This window comes from Neorickettsia risticii str. Illinois (assembly GCF_000022525.1).
GTDB lineage: Bacteria > Pseudomonadota > Alphaproteobacteria > Rickettsiales > Anaplasmataceae > Neorickettsia > Neorickettsia risticii.
This window is the reverse complement of the sequence record NC_013009.1, coordinates 595,340-611,892: the sequence shown is the minus strand read 5'-3', so window position 1 is coordinate 611,892 and position 16,553 is coordinate 595,340. Positions and strand designations below refer to the sequence as shown.

Below are 16,553 nucleotides of genomic sequence, written 5' to 3'. Positions count from 1 at the left end.
TTGAATATGAGTGGTGGTTTCCATGTTTTGAATCCTAGTCCCTGGCCTATTTTTACAGCTGCTTCTTCTTTTGGGATGCTTGCGTCGGCTGCGTTTTTCATGCATTCGTTTCCCTATAGCCAATTTGCGCTTTTTTCTTGCACAGGGCTCCTTTTGGCTTGTATGTTTTACTGGTGGCGTGATGTTATAGCTGAAGGTGTCACAGGTAAAGCGCATACCTCCATTGTTCGGAGAGGATTGAGGATAGGAATGGTGTTGTTCCTCTTTACGGAGGTGATGTTCTTTTTTACGTTTTTCTGGTCGATATTCAAGGCTTGGCTTGACCCAGCATATGTTATGGATGGTCCCTGGCCTGGAGTCAGATTGGCTTGGCCTCCTGAGGGTATTTTAGCTGTCAATCCGTGGAATTTGCCATTTCTTAACACGATGATTCTTCTTCTCTCAGGTGCTTCTGTGACTTGGGCGCATCGTTCTGTACTTAAGGGTGATAACGACGGCGTTGTCAGAGGGCTCTTGTATACCGTGGTGCTTGGTTTGATTTTTACTTGCCTGCAGGGCTACGAATATTACCATTCTACTTTCGCTCTTGCTGAGGAAGGTTATAAGGCGATTTACTCATCTAACTTCTATATAGCTACCGGTTTCCATGGGCTTCATGTGGTTATTGGTACGGTTTTCCTTGCAGTCTGCTACTTTCGCGCCAGAGCTGGACAATTCACTGCTCAAAATCATTTGGGGCTTGAGTTTGCTGCTTGGTATTGGCACTTTGTTGATGTAGTCTGGCTTTTGCTCTTTGTATTTTTGTACTGGCTGAGTGTAACTTTTTAGTCTGCACTGATGCATCAGGCGCTGGATACGTGTCTTCTAGTTGATTTTCCTTGCCCTGCGTGTTGTAGGGCTCGGCTCTTTTTGGGTTCAGGAGTTTTGCTATAGTTTTAATACCTCCAGTTCTCCGAGGTTTGGCCCGTGTTTCAGCTCTACTAAGAGTGGTATTCCGTGGGGTTCTTCCATTATTTGCTTTATTTTTTTTGCTAGTTGTTGGATTGCATCTGTTTCGAGCTCGAATACAAGCTCGTCGTGTACTTGCATTACCATATGTGAGAGTAGTTCTTTTTCTTGTGCCATTCGAACCATTGCTGCGCGTATTATATCTGCGGCAGTACCCTGTATAGGAGCATTTATAGCAGACCTCTCTGCTATGAGTGAGATCGCACGATTATCGCTATTTATATTTTGAATGGGACATTTACGGTTCATTATCGTTTTGACGTAAGTATCTTTTTTTGCTTGATTTCTTATGTGATTCATATAGCTTTTGATTTCTGGATACTCATCGAAATATTTTTGTATGTATGAGGCTGCTTCCTCTTTTGAGATCGCGAGCTGTTTTGATAGTCCGAAGTTTGTTATTCCGTAGACTATGCCGAAATTCACTGCCTTGGCTTTGTTGCGCAAATTTGGTGTAATTTTATCCGTTTTAAAAATTTGACTTGCTGTAAGTGTGTGTAGATCTGTGCCACTGGCAAGAGCGCATTTCAAACGCTCTACGTTTGCGATGTATGCAAGAATCCTTAGTTCAATCTGAGAGTAATCTGCACATAAAAAATAATGTCCTTCTTTTGCTGTAAAAATTTTTCGTATGTTTTTTTCTCTTGGTATGTTTTGAAGATTTGGATTCGACGAGCTCAACCTGCCTGTAAGTGTAAGTGTTGTGGAATAGGTAGTGGAGATACGATGTTTTTTTTCGCTGGGATTTACCTTAAGAAGAAGTGGATCTATATACGCAGTTTTCAGCTTAATATAGTGTCTCCAAGAGAGAAGGTAATCTGCGATCTCATACCCCTGACTACTCAGGCTAGTTAACACTTCGTTGTCTGTACTGGACAAACCAGTTTTTAACTTTTTCTGCACAGGTATCTGCATTTCTTCGAATAATACCTTCCCGAGTTGCTTCGGTGATTGCAGAGAAAAAGTCTTTCCGGCAGTATCAAAAATCTTGTTTTCTATCTCCTCTAATTTACCTGATATTTGCGTAGATAGTGAGAGGAGTTGTTCTACATCCAGGGATATGCCATTTTTTTCCATGTGTTTTATGACATTAATCAGAGGTTTGTCCACCTTATAGTAGAGAGTCAATACCTTTTCTGTGAACATTGCATTGCGTAGTTTGTCATAAAGTTCATTTAGTCTTTTATGAAATGCTTCTGGAGAAGTTTCTCCAAGGTAGTGTGAGAACAAGTACTCAAGATCTGTGTTCAAAGTATTCAGAGGATAAGCGATTACCTTTAGATCCTCAAAAGATTCATTTGCAGGGTCGGGGTGTGGTATGTTGTCACTATGAAAAATTTTCTTTATTGATTGATCTGTAAGTAGGTCTTGGACCGTGTTTAGATCTCCTACGATTGAGGTTTCTCGTGTACTAAAAATGATTTCTTTTCCATTTTTATAAATGGTTATCTGGCCTTCATATTTGGCACTAAGACTAAAATCATTGATTTTATTTGTTGATTTTGTAACATGTAGTGACTGTTTAGGAGTACTTTTGACTAGCTTTGGAATAAGGTTTTTAAAGCCATATTTTTCTAGAAAGGCTAATAGTTTTGTACCGTCTTGTTGCTGATAGCGTATGCAATCGAGGGAACACTGAATGTTTATATCATCTACAAGCGAGACCAGTTTCCTTGATAGCGTAAGCTGACCGTGATGTCTAAGAAGACTTTCTTTAATTCTTGCTGGTGAAACTTCGTTAAGTCTGAAGTTGTCTATTGCACCGAATGTGTTAAGAAGTTTTGCAGCTGTTTTCACACCAATTCCAGGTACTCCTGGAATATTATCAGATGTGTCACCAACGAGGGAGAGAAAATCCGTCATTTGTGTTGGAAATACACCAAATTTTTCCTTAACTTCGTTAACCCCTATGATCCTGTTCTTTATCGGATTTATGACATGTACATTCTCACTTACAAGTTGCATAAGATCCTTGTCAGTCGAGAGTATTTTTATTTTTAGGTCACTTTTAGAAAACTTTCTTACCAGAGTTGCTATGATATCATCAGCTTCAAACCCTTCAATTTCGAGTGGATTAAGATTTAAAACATCTACGCATTCCCTAAGAAGAGCGAACTGTGGGGTCAGGTTTCCAGGAACTGGAGGTCTGTTTGCTTTGTAATTGTTGTATATAGTCTCCCTAAATGTGGATTTGCCATTATCCAGTGCAACCACTAAATATTCTGGTTTGGTTCGAAGGTGTTTTAGCAATATGTTTAGGAAACCGTATACCGCCCCCACTGGCAGTTCATTATGTGTAAGGTTTGGCAGAGCAAAGTACGCACTGAAAAGGAAGTTGTATGCGTCTATTATCATTAAGGTTTCAGACATTGAGTACCTTTCCCTAGTATCAGAGTGTGAATTGTACTACATATGAATGGTTAGTCACGTTTTATACTGTATAGGATTAGTGACTTGTACTGTTGGCTCATCATTTGATGAAACTGTCTCAATTTAAGGAAGGTTTTTTAGTTTCTTAATTATTTTATTCTTCTCGGCGATGCGTTGTGTGTGCTTTTCAAGATTTAGTGTGTTCCCAAGCTACTGTATTTGCTCACGTAATTTTTTGTAAAAAAAATAGCATCTTGATATGAAATCTCGGTGTCCTCAATATTATTTATGCTATAATTCCACGAGTAGCCCTGGGTTTATATGAATAACAAGACTCTAAACATAGCCGTAATTGCTCACGTGGATCACGGAAAAACAACGTTAACTAATAATCTGCTAAGGCAGGCAAATGTCTTGGATGAAGTCGGCATGGATAGGAATCCATTGGAACAGAAACGTGGTATTACAATGTTCTCAAAAGTTGCTTCCGTATCTTATGGGGATGTGAAAATCAATCTGATAGATACACCAGGACACTCAGATTTTGGAGGTGAGGTAGAGCGCATCCTGTCAATGGTGGACTCTGTTATGCTACTCGTTGATAGTGCGGAGGGTGTTATGCCGCAAACAAAGTTTGTCCTCTCAAAGGCGCTTAAGGTAGGATTGAGGCCTATAGTGATAATAAACAAAGTTGATCGTCCAGATAGGAGAATTGAAGAGGTCATCAATGAAATATCTGACCTTTTTCTCGCTCTGGAAGCGGATGATGAGCAACTAGATTTTCCGGTTTTGTATGCATCTGGCAGAGACGGTTGGTGTGTCCGTGATCTCAATGATCAGCGAGAAAGCCTCGTCCCACTGTTGGAAACAGTAATAGAGTACACCCCTGTCCGGAAATATGATAGAGAGGCACCTTTTTCAATGCTTGTTACGATGCTTGAAAATGACAATTTCCTTGGAAGGATTTTAATTGGCAAGATAGAGCAGGGTTCTATTTCAGTGAATGCACTCGTAAAGGCAATAAATTTGAATGGGGAATTGTTAGAGAATTCCCGCATAACTAAGTTGCAAATTTTTGAAGGCATGGTGAAGAAGGTTGTTGAAAACGCAGAAGCAGGCGAAATAATTGCTATTGCTGGTTTCGCAGATACATCGGTCACTGATACTGTATGTGATCCGTCCGTAGGTATACCAATTAATGCTATTCCAATTGATCCTGCTACCATCTCCATAAACATCTCTGTCAATACTTCTCCTTTCACTGGTAAAGAGGGAAATAAACTAACTTCTCGTATGATTTTGGCACGCCTCCTACAAGAGATAAAGACAAACGTTTCCATAAAAATGGAAGAAAAAGGAGAAGGGCAATTTGAAGTTATGGGACGTGGGGAATTACAGCTCGGTGTTCTAATCGAGAACATGAGAAAAGAGGGCTTTGAATTATCTGTTTCACGGCCAAAGGTAGTGATAAAAATCGACGAGAATGGTCAAAAAATGGAGCCGATCGAAGAGCTTACAATCGATATGGATGAAGAATACGCAGGGATAGTAATGGAGACCCTAAACACAAAGAAAGGGATCATGCAATCGATGGAAAACTATCCGGGAGGAAGGGTGAGGTTGGTATATCATATTCCTGCACGTTCGTTGATTGGATATCATGGTAAGTTCTTCTCAGATACGAGAGGAAGTGGTATACTGAATAAAGTATTTTATGGGTATGCACCATACTCTGGGAAAATAGATAGTAGATCTAATGGTGTTTTGGTATCGAATGGACAAGGTGAGGCTGTTGCTTATGCACTCTTCAATTTACAGGATAGGGGCATAATGTTTGTAAAACCACAGGATCCAGTCTACTGTGGAATGATAGTGGGTGAGCACAACAGAGGTAATGACCTTGATGTAAATGTCCTCAAGGGTAAGCAGCTAACCAATATTCGTGCTGCCGGTAGTGATGAGGCGGTTAGGCTTAGTCCACCCCTGCTGATGACGTTAGAAGAAATGATGGCTTATATTAACGATGATGAGCTTGTTGAAGTGACACCATTGTCTCTGAGGTTGCGTAAAAAGGTATTGGATCCCAATATGAGGAAAAAACGGAACATCTAAAGATGAAGTATCCAAAAAGCAAGAAAAACGTACAGAGTAAGTATTTTGGCGTATTCCTAGAAGTCTTGTTTGTGGCGGGGTTGAGGGGCGCAGCCATGGCTTTGAGCATGGTGCGTGGGCAAAAAAAAGTTACTTACATACTCCTGGCGACGAGCATTTTGCTGCAGGTTTTTATTTCTTTGTCTGTACTTTATGTAAGTTATACTAGAAGTGGTACGTGCAATAATATAAAAACTGCCTACGAAAAAGCTTGTATAATTTTGTCTCCTTCAAGAGATAGGAGTGTTCCGTCGAAAAAGCTAAACAGGTGCATTCAACCTATTTTCATTGCTGAAGTACTGGCTCAGGTAATCAGTACTGTTGGCGTTACAGTTGTTACCTTTTTTTACAAAGAGGGAAGGCTTGCAGTTTCGGGCTATGCTGCCTTAATGGTCTTTTTCTTTATTTTGGGGTCATTTTCTTCTTTTTCTTCGGTTGTGGACCGTAGAGAATCATCAGTCTATGTTGACAAACTGAATTCAGTTCTAGACGATGTGCTTGCAAGCCAAAGTTCTATGACCGAAACACTTTCTACGATGACGGAGAGAGAGGAGAAATTGCTTTATGATACACAACAAACAAACCCGTACTGCACCAACGGACTGTAAAACATGTAGCAAGTAATTCCAAACTGGGATTACTTAAGAGTGTATTGGTTTGAAAAATGCTCCTAAGGCGGCTTCTTTCATTGCTTCGTTTAGATCTGGGTGGGAGTGACAGGTCCTTGCGATATCCTCTGCTGAAGCACCATACTCCATTGCCAGGACGGCTTCAGCGATAAGTGAAGAGGCAGATGCTCCGACTATGTGCACACCAAGTATGGTGTCGTGTTCATCTACTAGCATCTTTACAAAACCTTCTGTGTCATTAGTCGTTTTAGCCCTACTATTGGCTGCGAATGGAAATTTGGAGGCTTTGTATTTTACACCTATGGCTTTCAATTCTTCTTCGGTTTTCCCTACACTTGCAACTTCTGGATGAGTATATATCACAGATGGAATCCATCCAACGTGGCCTGTCCTACCTGCTAGGATTTCCGCGACAGCCACCCCTTCTTCCTCGGCTTTGTGGGCTAGCATTACCCCTGGAATTACATCCCCTATGGCATATATTCCAGGAATGCTGGTTTGGAAATTCTTATCCACCTTTATGAAACCAGATGGGTTCTTCTCTAGCTCAACACCGATATTGGCTGAGTATGGACGCCTGCCAACGGCGACTAGAATTTTTTCTGCTGATATACTTTCTATTTTTTCATCTTTCTCAAAGGTTGCAGAAAGAAACTTTTCTTTTTTTATCTCCGTAATCCTACTGGAGAGATAGAACTTGATATCTTGTTTTGTTAGTGATTTCAGAAGATAGTTGCTGACTTCACCATCTGAGGTTGCTGCGATCCTGTTCGCATATTCTATAAGGGTGACTTCAGTGCCAAGTCTTGACCAAATGGAAGCCATTTCCAGTCCTATTGCTCCTCCTCCAACGATAATCATGCTTTTGGGCACGGAGTCCAGTTCTAGTGCTCCACGTGATGATAAGATGCTTTTCTCATCACATCTTATAAATGGAAGCTCAGCCGCCTCGGAACCAGTTGCAAGAACAACATACTTTGTGTGTATGATCTCAGTTTTGTCAATAATGATGGATTTTTTCTCTGTATCACCATTGTCTATTATGCTGCCCGTTCCAGTAAACCGCGTAACCTTATTTTTCTTGAATAAAAACTCGATGCCTTGGGACAATTCCGTCACTATTCTGGATTTATTTTCCATCATTTTTGTTAGGTTCAACTTTACATCAGAGCATTCTACACCAAGAACATCAAAGTGCTTTTTAGCAGAGTAGTAAGCGTAGGACGAGTGAAGTAGCGCTTTAGAAGGGATACATCCCTCGTTCAAACAAGTCCCACCGAGAGAAGTGCGTTTTTCTACACATGCAACCCTCATACCGAGTTGTGCCGCTTTTATACTACACACATATCCAGCAGGGCCACCGCCTATGACAACTACATCAAACTCTTTCTCGGACATTCTCACAAAAAAGCGACACAAGCCTAAATGGTATTACAAAAATTTTGTGCTGGAAATCTTTTTCTGTTCTTTATTTTACGCCGAAATTCCTTTTTGGTTAGTTCTCTGCTGCACAGACTTGCCCTAACGAGGGGCAAAATCCCTGATAGGGAAACTGTGTACCGTCTCCTTTATTAAGTATTTTAGTCCCGGAGAAATCATGATTTGTGTACTCTTAGAGGATTTTGATGTAGAATCACGGCGCTTGCTTTTATTTTGTTGGCATAATATTTGTCTTTGGGAGGGTACAAGATGAGAAAGTTACCTATCACTAGGGAGGGGTATTGTAAGCTTCAGGAAGAACTAGAGAAACTTGTCAAAGTGGTGAAGCCGTCAGTTATAGCTGCAGTTGCTCAGGCTAGAGAATTAGGTGATCTTTCTGAGAATGCTGAATACCATGAAGCCCGAAAGGAGCAAAGTTTCGTTGAAGGAAAAATAAGGGAATTGCAGTTACATCTTTCTGAAGCGGAAGTGATAGATGTTTCCCAGTTTACGGGCGAACGTGTGAAATTTGGTGCCTCCGTGACGCTAGAAAATATGGAAAATGAGAGTGTTTTGGTCTACCAAATTGTAGGTAACCTCGAGTCTGATATAAAGGAAGGAAAAATATCTGTGTCCTCACCAATAGGAAAGGCAGTAATGAATAAGGAGGTTGGTGAAATCGTGGAAATAGATCTCCCGAGTGGTAAGAAAACCTATAAAATCTTGGGTGTGGAATTTAGGTAAAGTTGAAGCGTCTCTTCGATACAAGAGCTATAATTGCCCGTAGAAAGCGTCTCGCTAGGGTGGATGCCTCCCATTATTACCTTTTACTGGAGATATATGCACTCCTGCTTGAGAAGATAAGCGGTAACTTCAATAACGTGCTCAATTTTGGTGCCCACAGGGGAGAACTTCTTGTCAGTTTGAAAGAGTTTGAAGCTCTTTCTTTTGAAAATATCGTCCACCTGGACGTGTGTCACGAAATGCTAGCATCCGTATCTGGTAAGAAAATTGTCGTCGAAGATGACAACTTTGAACTTGGGGAAAATAATTTCGATCTTGTCATAAGTGGTATGTTTATGCATCATGTGAACGATTTGGTAGGCGCCTTTTCAGCTATATACAGGTCTTTGAAGGTTGGGGGTATGTGTCTTATTAGTCTTTTTGGTCCTGAGACATTGATGGAACTCAAACAAGCTATCTTTAATGCAGATGATGGTAATGGTTTTGTGCCTAGAGTTTCTCCTTTTATTCACATTAAGGATGCAGGAAGACTTATACAAAGAGTTGGGTTTGTGCTTCCTGTTGTGACGAGTGAAAAAGTAGTAGTCGAATACTCAAGCGTAGATAAGCTTTTCACTGACATACATGCTACTGCGCAAAGTAGTGCAATCTTCGGGATCAATTATGGTATGACCACCATGGGCACTCTCAAGAGAATCATAACGGAATATGAAAGACTTTGTCCTGATGGAATCAAAGCCACATTTGAAGTACTAGCGCTTGTCGCAATGAAAGGTGCCTGAATGTCTGCTTTTAGTACTTGCACTGTTATAGTTGTGGGTCATCTCGATGATCTAAAATAAGACAAAATGTGTTAAGACAGTGCAGAAATGGATAGCATCGATACTATTGTCGAGTTAGACACATAGTTCAACCCAAATGGGTTGTGTATACATTCAGACAATGCAGAAAAAGGATAGTTATGGCTAACTACTTGTTGAGTTAGATGAATAATCTAGCCCGAAGATGCTTCACATGTGTTAAGACACCATGGAATGAAGGGTAGTATGTTCATTTCAAACGATATTTTGTCAGTGCTGCAAAAGCTATGTACCTGTTATGGCACTGATAGTTACCAAATTATGCGTGTGAAAAGGGATAATTCGATATCATTGTTCATTCCGAATTGATAAGATATTGACGATCTAGGGTTTTCAGTATGGAAGAATGCGTGATATACACCGATGGTGCATGTTTAGGTAATCCAGGTCCCGGTGGTTGGGCTGCCGTGATAATTCAGAGAGGTGCCGACGAAAAGATAATTTCCGGAAGAGAAGCGGATAGCACAAATAACAGGATGGAGTTGCTTGCCGTAATAAAAGCTCTGGAGTCGTTTGAGCAAAAAGGAAAAAGAGTCACTGTGTATACGGATAGTACTTATGTCCACAGAGGTATCACTGTTTGGATAAAGAGTTGGATGAAAAATAAGTGGCGTAACTCATCGGGAGCAGCCGTGAAAAACAAGGAAATGTGGGTCAGGCTACATGCAATTGCAGCCGAACATACTGTACGATGGTTGTGGGTCAAGGCTCATAACGGTGACCATTATAACGAGATTGTTGATAAGGTAGCGCGAAAAGAAGCTGCCTCTTTTATGAGTTGCGAACCTGAATAAAGTTTTTGTTGTGTTAGGTGTGTTGTCGTTGGTGATTAATTTCTTCTAATGAAGAGACCACGGTGTCTTATTGGGACTTTCCAGTGTTCAGAATTGCAGTCTGATTTTTATGTGGTGTGGATGGCGAAACGGTCTTTTAATTCTATCTCTGCGTAGTCTTTGAATGGGCAAAGTTTCAATAAGCGAAGTGTGCAAGGTTACGAATTAGATATCTAAAAATGGTGCAAAGCAGTAGAAAGGATTTGACGATCTAGGGTCACCACGGAGGGTTAGTTTATGTGGTTGGAACTCACCCAAAAGGCTATTTTGCTCCTCCAATGGTTTATTAACGTGAAGGTTTAGAAGCAGTTGTGTATAGTTCTCGATCTGTTCTTGTTTTTTGCGCACGCATGGTGCTAAACTGCCTCTTGGTTCTATTTTATCAGTCCTTGATATGGATTTTGGTCTCCGGGGTAAGCGCATACTGGTTACTGGGGCATCTGGAGGTATAGGAGAAGCCTTGGTTAGGTATCTCCATACTTTGGGAGCCAGACTTGTTATTTCGGGTACTAAAGAGGCAAAATTGCACGCCCTGAATGCAAGTATTGACGGCGGAGCACATGTTATCGTCCAGGACCTTTCAGATTCGGAGAATGTGCACCTGCTTATAGAGGGCTGCAAGGAAAAACTAGGTGGTCTGGATGGATTAGTTTGTAATGCTGGAATTACGGATGATAAATTGTCCCTACGTATGGGGCTAGATTCGTGGCAGAAGGTTATCAATGTCAATTTGACGTCAAGTTTTATACTCAACAAGAATGCTGCAGCGCTAATGATGCGTCAAAGATATGGGAGAATAGTGAACATTTCCTCAGTCGTTGCGGCTACGGGTAACCCAGGTCAAGTGAACTATTGTGCGGCAAAAGCTGGAATCATAGGTATGTCAAAGAGTTTCGCTCGCGAGTTCGCATCTAAGGGGGTACTGGTGAATTGCATTGCACCTGGCTTCATAAAAACTAACATGACGGATAAGCTCAGCGAAGAGCAACTTGCGCAAGTGCTCCCAACTATTCCGATGAAGCGGGTTGGATTACCTGAAGAACTGTGTGGCATTGTCGCTCTTCTCCTTAGTGATATGGCAAGCTATATTACAGGTCAGACTTTCCACGTGAACGGTGGAATGTTGATGGTATAGTTCTGTGTGCACCTGAGGACTTTTGATGTTTAATCCAAGTAGATTGCACATTAAGTCCGGCTTCCCTCATTGGCTATGCTGGCTTTTTCTAATAGAAGTTACCTGTTGTTTTCTTGGGAAATGGTTTTTATTATGAGTGGTTTTGGATGACATTATCGTGTATACTTCGACCTGTCTTTGAATATCCCTTGTGTGATGCGTAAGCTTCCTTTTTTATTCGTAGTTTCTTTGCTTTCTACTAACTTAGCGTTTGCCGATTTAAAGGTCGCGGTGGCCGATGTAAATGTCATCTTCGAAAGTTCCTCAGAAGCATCAGCACTTATGGAAGACATAAAGGCGAAGCAGCGTGCCGTCCGGGAAAAGTTTATTTCTACTAGGGCCGCAATAGAGGAAAGGTATAAAGGGCTTGAGAAACAGAAAGATGTCCTCTCAAAGGAGGCGTTTGATGAGAAGGCAAAGGCTCTTTCAGATGAGGTCTCTTCAGCTGAAAAAGATGCTGCCAAGAGTGCTTCCGATATTGAGAATGAATACATGTCCCGTGTGGAGGACATAGGAAAGAAAGTGAAGCTATTTGTCGATGACTATGCTGTCAAAGAGAAATTCGACCTGGTCTTGAGTGCAAATCAAGTGTTGTACCATTCTGGTACAGTTGCTGATATTACAGGTGAGCTTGTTGCGAAACTCGATGCGACGAAAGCTGATGAGGGCGATGTGAAGTCTAGTTCTGCACCTTCTGACATAAAATCTGATGTTAACGGCAGTCTCTCTGAGCAGGGTGACTCAAAAAAGAAGTCAGCTAAATCTAAGAAAAAGTAGACTGTGATGGATGCTAGGGACGTCTTGTTATCTTGTGAGGAGATAAAAAAGAAGATCCCTCATAGGGATCCTTTCCTTTTCTTGGACGAGGTAGTTAAGATTGACAGGGAATCTCAGTCTATAGTTTGTCGTTGGAGGCCTGTTTCTAATGCCTGGTTTTTTCAAGGGCACTTTCCTGGTTTTCCAATTACCCCGGGTGTATTGCTCATTGAGGCCCTTGCTCAGGCTGCTGGTGTATATGCTATGATGACTGTCGAGGAAAAGTACCATAAGAAGCCGTTCTTTTTTGCCTCCATTGAGAAAGCGAAGTTCAAAAAGCCTGTTTTGCCGGACACTCAAGTTCTCCTAAATGCGACTTTATTAAAGAAATCAATGAGTTTTTGGAAGTTTGAAGCTGGGGCTTATATAGCTGATGAGCTCTGCGTAGAGGCGACAATTATGGCGACAATTCAGTCAGAATGATGAATGCAATAAATTGTTCGTTTTCTCAATTTATTCGAACAAACAGGTATATTGTTCCGATGCGCTTTTTCGTTTGAGCGGGCTTTTCACAAGTGCCTAACTGTTGTTTTCCTTTAGCTACCTTCCTGGTAAAGATGTGCAGATTTCGCTGTGTGACCATTGTTCTCCTGACTTAAGGGTGGAAAAGTGCTGTGTTAGAGTTTTGAGGAGTGCTACACTCAGGAAGTGCGATTGGGCGTTTTTTATTAGCACGAATTTTTTCTTCTAACTGTAATGTCTGTTGGGCGCAGTCTTCCAAAGGTTGATGAACTGTATGATTCCGAAAAATTGGCAGGACTGCATGCGAAATTCTTATCTTCACTTAAGGAGCCAGTGGGAGATATAGTTTTACTTGCATCTGCTTTAGAGGCCTTTATAGTGAAACTCTTCTGTATAGAAGGGATATTTGAAGAAAAATCTAATTCTATAAGAAGAGCGAACGCAATACATCTCTGCAAGCGGAGTTTTATTGAGAGGATTGCTTTAAGAGAATATACAAAAACAATACCTCTTCCTACAGTAGAGCAAAGACTAAGAACTATTCTAAACGCACCCAAGTTTGATGAACTTTTGTATGCGGAAAAAGTCCTTGAATGGCTTAAGGAGCGAGAAAAATATTCGGTAGAGTTGAATATTGCTGCCCAGTATGCACTGTATATGGTCGAAGCCATAGACAAGGCAGATGGCGCTTTCCGTGTCCCAGGGGAAACTTGCCAGTGTCATTCTAGTGTATCTCTATCAAACTGTCCTCCCAAAGGATATTGTGGTGGTTTATTTCATTTGCCTAAAAGGCTTAATTTTGAATCACTTATACGGTTCGAGCGTGTTGAAAGGGATGGATTGGTTATTCTAGAAAAGAGTGGGTATCAACCACGTAATGGTTTCTACCTAGCCGATGCTGGATTGGATGAAGCGTCCAGTGTGGATCAAGCTTGTTATTGCTTAATATGTCATTTCCGCAAAAAGGATACCTGCAGAACTGGTTTTTCCTCGACAGGGATAGGGTATAGGAAATCAGTATTGGGAATTACACAAAAAGGTTGTCCGCTTGGACAAAGAATTTCTGAGATGAATAAATTATACTCAGAAGGTAAAATTATAGCTGCGTTGGCTGTTGTGACACTCGATAATCCGATGTGTGCTGCTACTGGACACAGGATCTGTAACGACTGCATGCGTTCATGTATTTACCAGAAGCAGGAGCCAGTTAATATTCCGGGAATAGAGACTGCAATTCTGGATGCTGTTCTGGAGTTACCATTCGGTTTTGAAATCTATAGCCTTCTAACAAGGTGGAATCCTTTACATCCTGAAAACCAGTTTCCAAAGAAGCTCTCGGGTAGGAAAGTACTTATTTCTGGTTCTGGTCCAGCTGGTTTTACCCTAGCGCATTATCTCATTAATGAGGGACACACAGTAGTTTTAGTAGATGGTGTCAAAATAGAGTCTTTACCATCAAAGTATACAGGAAGGGCGGGTTATGAATGCAAAAGTTCTTGTTCAGATAAGTGTTCTGGGCATGCTTTAGCAGGGCCACGCAGACTAGATTGTGCTGAAGATCTTACTGCAGCAGGGAAAGATTTGTGTTCAGCAGAGATTTTTCCCATTGCGGATGGATGCTCAGTCAAAAGTAAGAACGACTTTGCATTAATTAGGGATATTAATGAGCTCTACGAAAATCTTGATGAAAGAGTTGTTCAAGGGTTTGGTGGAGTTATGGAGTATGGCATCACGGTTAGATGGAATAAAAATTACCTAAAATTGATAAGGTTACTCCTTGAGAGAAGGGAAAACTTCCATGTTTTTGGTGGAGTGAGATTTGGGTCTAACCTTACCATTGAAGATTGTAACAGGCTAGGATTTGGGCATATAGCACTGTGTGTTGGTAGTGGTAGTCCCAATATCCCCAATATAACTAATGTTCTCGCTAGAGGTGTACGGTTTGCCTCAGATTTTTTAATGACACTTCACCTTGGGGGAGCATTTAAAAAGGATTCGATGACCTGCTTGCAAATGCGTATGCCTGTAGTTGTTGTAGGTGGGGGGCTTACTGCTGTGGATTCCGCAACAGAGGCTTTCGTTTACTATAAGGTTCAGGTCGAGAAATTTTTACAAAGATATGATTACTTAATCAGTACATACGGTGTTCTAGAAATAGAAAAAAATTGGAACGACGAGGAAAAGCTGATAGCATACGAATTTCTTTCACATGCTAGAAAGCTCAGAACAACGCAGAATAAGACACAATTTCTTAAATCGCTTGGTGGTGTGAAGATAGTTTACCGTAGGCGAATACAGGATAGTCCAGCATATCGTATAAATTTCGAGGAACTAGATAACGCGCTACGTGAAGGTGTAGAGTTCATCGAGGAGGTTGAGCCATTAGAAATTCTCCTAGATGAGTATGCCTCTGCAAAAGAAGTAGTACTGTGTCTTAAAAATGGTGAGAAACTTACAATAAAGGCAAGGAGCGTTATTATAGCGACAGGGACTAAGGCCAGTACGGCTTTGAAGGACACATTTCCCTCATGGTACGATAACTTGGAAGGTAATATCAGTTTTTTTGGTGATCTAGATCAGAATTATGCTGGGAGCGTTGTTAGTGCGATGGCTAGTGCAAAAGATAAATACCATCTCATAACAGAGAAGCTGCTGAAAGCTCCTCTCTCAGAAATAGCTGAAAATTTCTTCGCCTACCATGAATCCAGTGATAAGTGTAGCAACGGTGGGGCTTCTAGTGAATCAAAAACGAGTGATACACATTGTCATAGATCAGCAGGTTCCATGATAGGATCTCACACTGTGCATAAATCTAGTGATGTCAGTTTGGGTGCTTCAGACATTACTTGCTACAGTCTCCAGAGCAAAGTAGGTGATCTTAAGGTTGCGGAAAACAATTACACCTTAGATTGCGGTGAGGCCAATAACTACCGTGCAATCCCTGCAAAAGAGCCTACTTTCGACAGGCACATTGTTAATGATTACTCTCCCGAGACCGCTAACAGAAGATTTCTAGGGATGATGGAGCATCTGCTCAAGGCAGAGGTGGTGGAAGTAGTAGCTCTCACAAATAATATTTATGAGCTTCGTATTTGTGCGCCACTTGCTGCTAGGAATTTCATGCCCGGACAGTTCTACAAACTGCAAAACTTTCACTCTCCTTTCCAGATAGAGGCTATTGCTTTAACAGGATCTTGTGTTGACAAAAATAATGGTATTATCTCGCTTATTGTTATAGAGGTAGGTGCATCTTCCTATCTATGTAAGTTTCTGAAAGTAGCGGAAAGGGTTGTTCTTACCGGTCCACTCGGCACACCTACTGAGATTCCAGTAAATGAAAATGTACTTCTGATCGGAGGGGGACTTGGTAATGCAGTGCTGTTCTCTGTAGCTGAGGCAATGAAAAAAAATGGCTGTAATGTGCTTTATTTTTCTGGTTACAAAAAGCTTAACGATCGTTTCAAGGTGGACATGATAGAGGCTTTTTCAGACTGTGTTGTCTGGGTTTGCGACGAAGGAAAATTTCCTTCTAACAGGACTTGTGATGCTTCTCTTATGGGTAATATGATAATGGCTCTAGAAAAGTATATCAAAGGAGAAATATTACTTCCTATAAAAGCTGGAGCACTTGATCGTGTTATTACTATAGGTTCGGATTCCTTGATGTTTGCTGTACAGAGATTTATTACTAAGCATAGACATATCCTCAAACCCAACTTAAAAGCGATTGCATCGATTAATTCGCCGATGCAGTGTATGATGCAAGGTATATGCGCTCAGTGTATACAGAGGAGACACATCAATGGGAAAGAAGAATACGTATACAGTTGTGTCAACCAAGATCAGGATATGGAGATTACGGACTTTTACTTTCTTTCTCAAAGACTAAAACAGAACTCCCTAACAGAAAAATTAAACTACTTGTATTGTAAGTCCCAGATGGAACAAAAATAACGTGGTGCTTCTGTTGTATGACCTATTAAATGCAGAAATTTACGTTATAAGGCTCGGGTGGAACAAAATAGTGCGAGTATTCCCGTTTCATGACCTATTAAAGGCAAAATGGTGTATTGTGCACGAGTAGTGC

Annotated in this window: 12 protein-coding genes; 10 read left to right on the top strand and 2 right to left on the bottom strand. The window is 41.1% G+C overall.

The genetic code is table 11. From position 1 onward, the window contains the following. The first annotated feature begins 6 nt into the window (after positions 1–6). The gene (locus tag NRI_RS02815; RefSeq protein WP_015816519.1) at positions 7–828 is read left to right on the top strand and encodes a cytochrome c oxidase subunit 3; all 822 of its coding nucleotides are present in this window, start codon (positions 7–9) and stop codon (positions 826–828) included. A gap of 99 nt (positions 829–927) precedes the next feature. Here the strand turns inward: NRI_RS02815 and NRI_RS02810 are convergent, their stop codons facing one another. Beyond that, positions 928–3,378 (bottom strand): DNA polymerase I, encoded by a 2,451-nt coding sequence (locus NRI_RS02810; protein WP_015816510.1) that lies wholly within the window; start codon positions 3,376–3,378, stop codon positions 928–930. A gap of 321 nt (positions 3,379–3,699) precedes the next feature. Here NRI_RS02810 and typA point away from each other — a divergent pair, with 321 nt between their 5' ends. Together typA and NRI_RS02800 are read left to right on the top strand one after the other, a co-directional pair. Continuing rightward, on the top strand, positions 3,700–5,490 hold the full coding sequence (gene typA, locus NRI_RS02805) for a translational GTPase TypA (protein ID WP_041351507.1): 1,791 nt from the start codon (positions 3,700–3,702) through the stop codon (positions 5,488–5,490). Between the two features lie 2 nt (positions 5,491–5,492). After that, on the top strand, positions 5,493–6,137 hold the full coding sequence (locus NRI_RS02800; protein ID WP_015816509.1) for a hypothetical protein: 645 nt from the start codon (positions 5,493–5,495) through the stop codon (positions 6,135–6,137). Positions 6,138–6,170: 33 nt separating this feature from the next. Here NRI_RS02800 and lpdA read toward each other — a convergent pair whose 3' ends face one another. Next, entirely contained in the window at positions 6,171–7,556 is a 1,386-nt protein-coding gene (gene lpdA, locus NRI_RS02795; protein ID WP_015816517.1) for a dihydrolipoyl dehydrogenase, read from the bottom strand. A gap of 291 nt (positions 7,557–7,847) precedes the next feature. On the opposite strand from lpdA, the gene greA reads away from it, so the two are divergent. From greA to NRI_RS02760, 7 genes are all read left to right on the top strand, one after another. Further along, entirely contained in the window at positions 7,848–8,321 is a 474-nt protein-coding gene (gene greA / locus NRI_RS02790) for a transcription elongation factor GreA (RefSeq protein ID WP_015816502.1), read from the top strand. Positions 8,322–8,323: 2 nt separating this feature from the next. Then, on the top strand, positions 8,324–9,103 hold the full coding sequence (locus tag NRI_RS02785; RefSeq protein WP_015816507.1) for a class I SAM-dependent methyltransferase: 780 nt from the start codon (positions 8,324–8,326) through the stop codon (positions 9,101–9,103). 416 nt (positions 9,104–9,519) lie between these two features. Next, the gene (rnhA, locus tag NRI_RS02780) at positions 9,520–9,975 is read left to right on the top strand and encodes a ribonuclease HI (protein WP_015816501.1); all 456 of its coding nucleotides are present in this window, start codon (positions 9,520–9,522) and stop codon (positions 9,973–9,975) included. 433 nt (positions 9,976–10,408) lie between these two features. Continuing rightward, a complete protein-coding gene (gene fabG / locus NRI_RS02775; RefSeq protein ID WP_015816500.1) occupies positions 10,409–11,149 on the top strand; it encodes a 3-oxoacyl-ACP reductase FabG in 741 nt (246 codons plus the stop codon). Positions 11,150–11,344: 195 nt separating this feature from the next. Further along, positions 11,345–11,965 (top strand): OmpH/Skp family outer membrane protein, encoded by a 621-nt coding sequence (locus tag NRI_RS02770; protein ID WP_015816505.1) that lies wholly within the window; start codon positions 11,345–11,347, stop codon positions 11,963–11,965. Between the two features lie 6 nt (positions 11,966–11,971). Next, a complete protein-coding gene (gene fabZ, locus NRI_RS02765; RefSeq protein ID WP_015816499.1) occupies positions 11,972–12,427 on the top strand; it encodes a 3-hydroxyacyl-ACP dehydratase FabZ in 456 nt (151 codons plus the stop codon). A gap of 273 nt (positions 12,428–12,700) precedes the next feature. Then, positions 12,701–16,420: an FAD-dependent oxidoreductase gene (locus NRI_RS02760; protein WP_015816498.1), complete on the top strand. Its 3,720-nt coding sequence runs from the start codon at positions 12,701–12,703 to the stop codon at positions 16,418–16,420. Positions 16,421–16,553 lie beyond the last annotated feature (133 nt).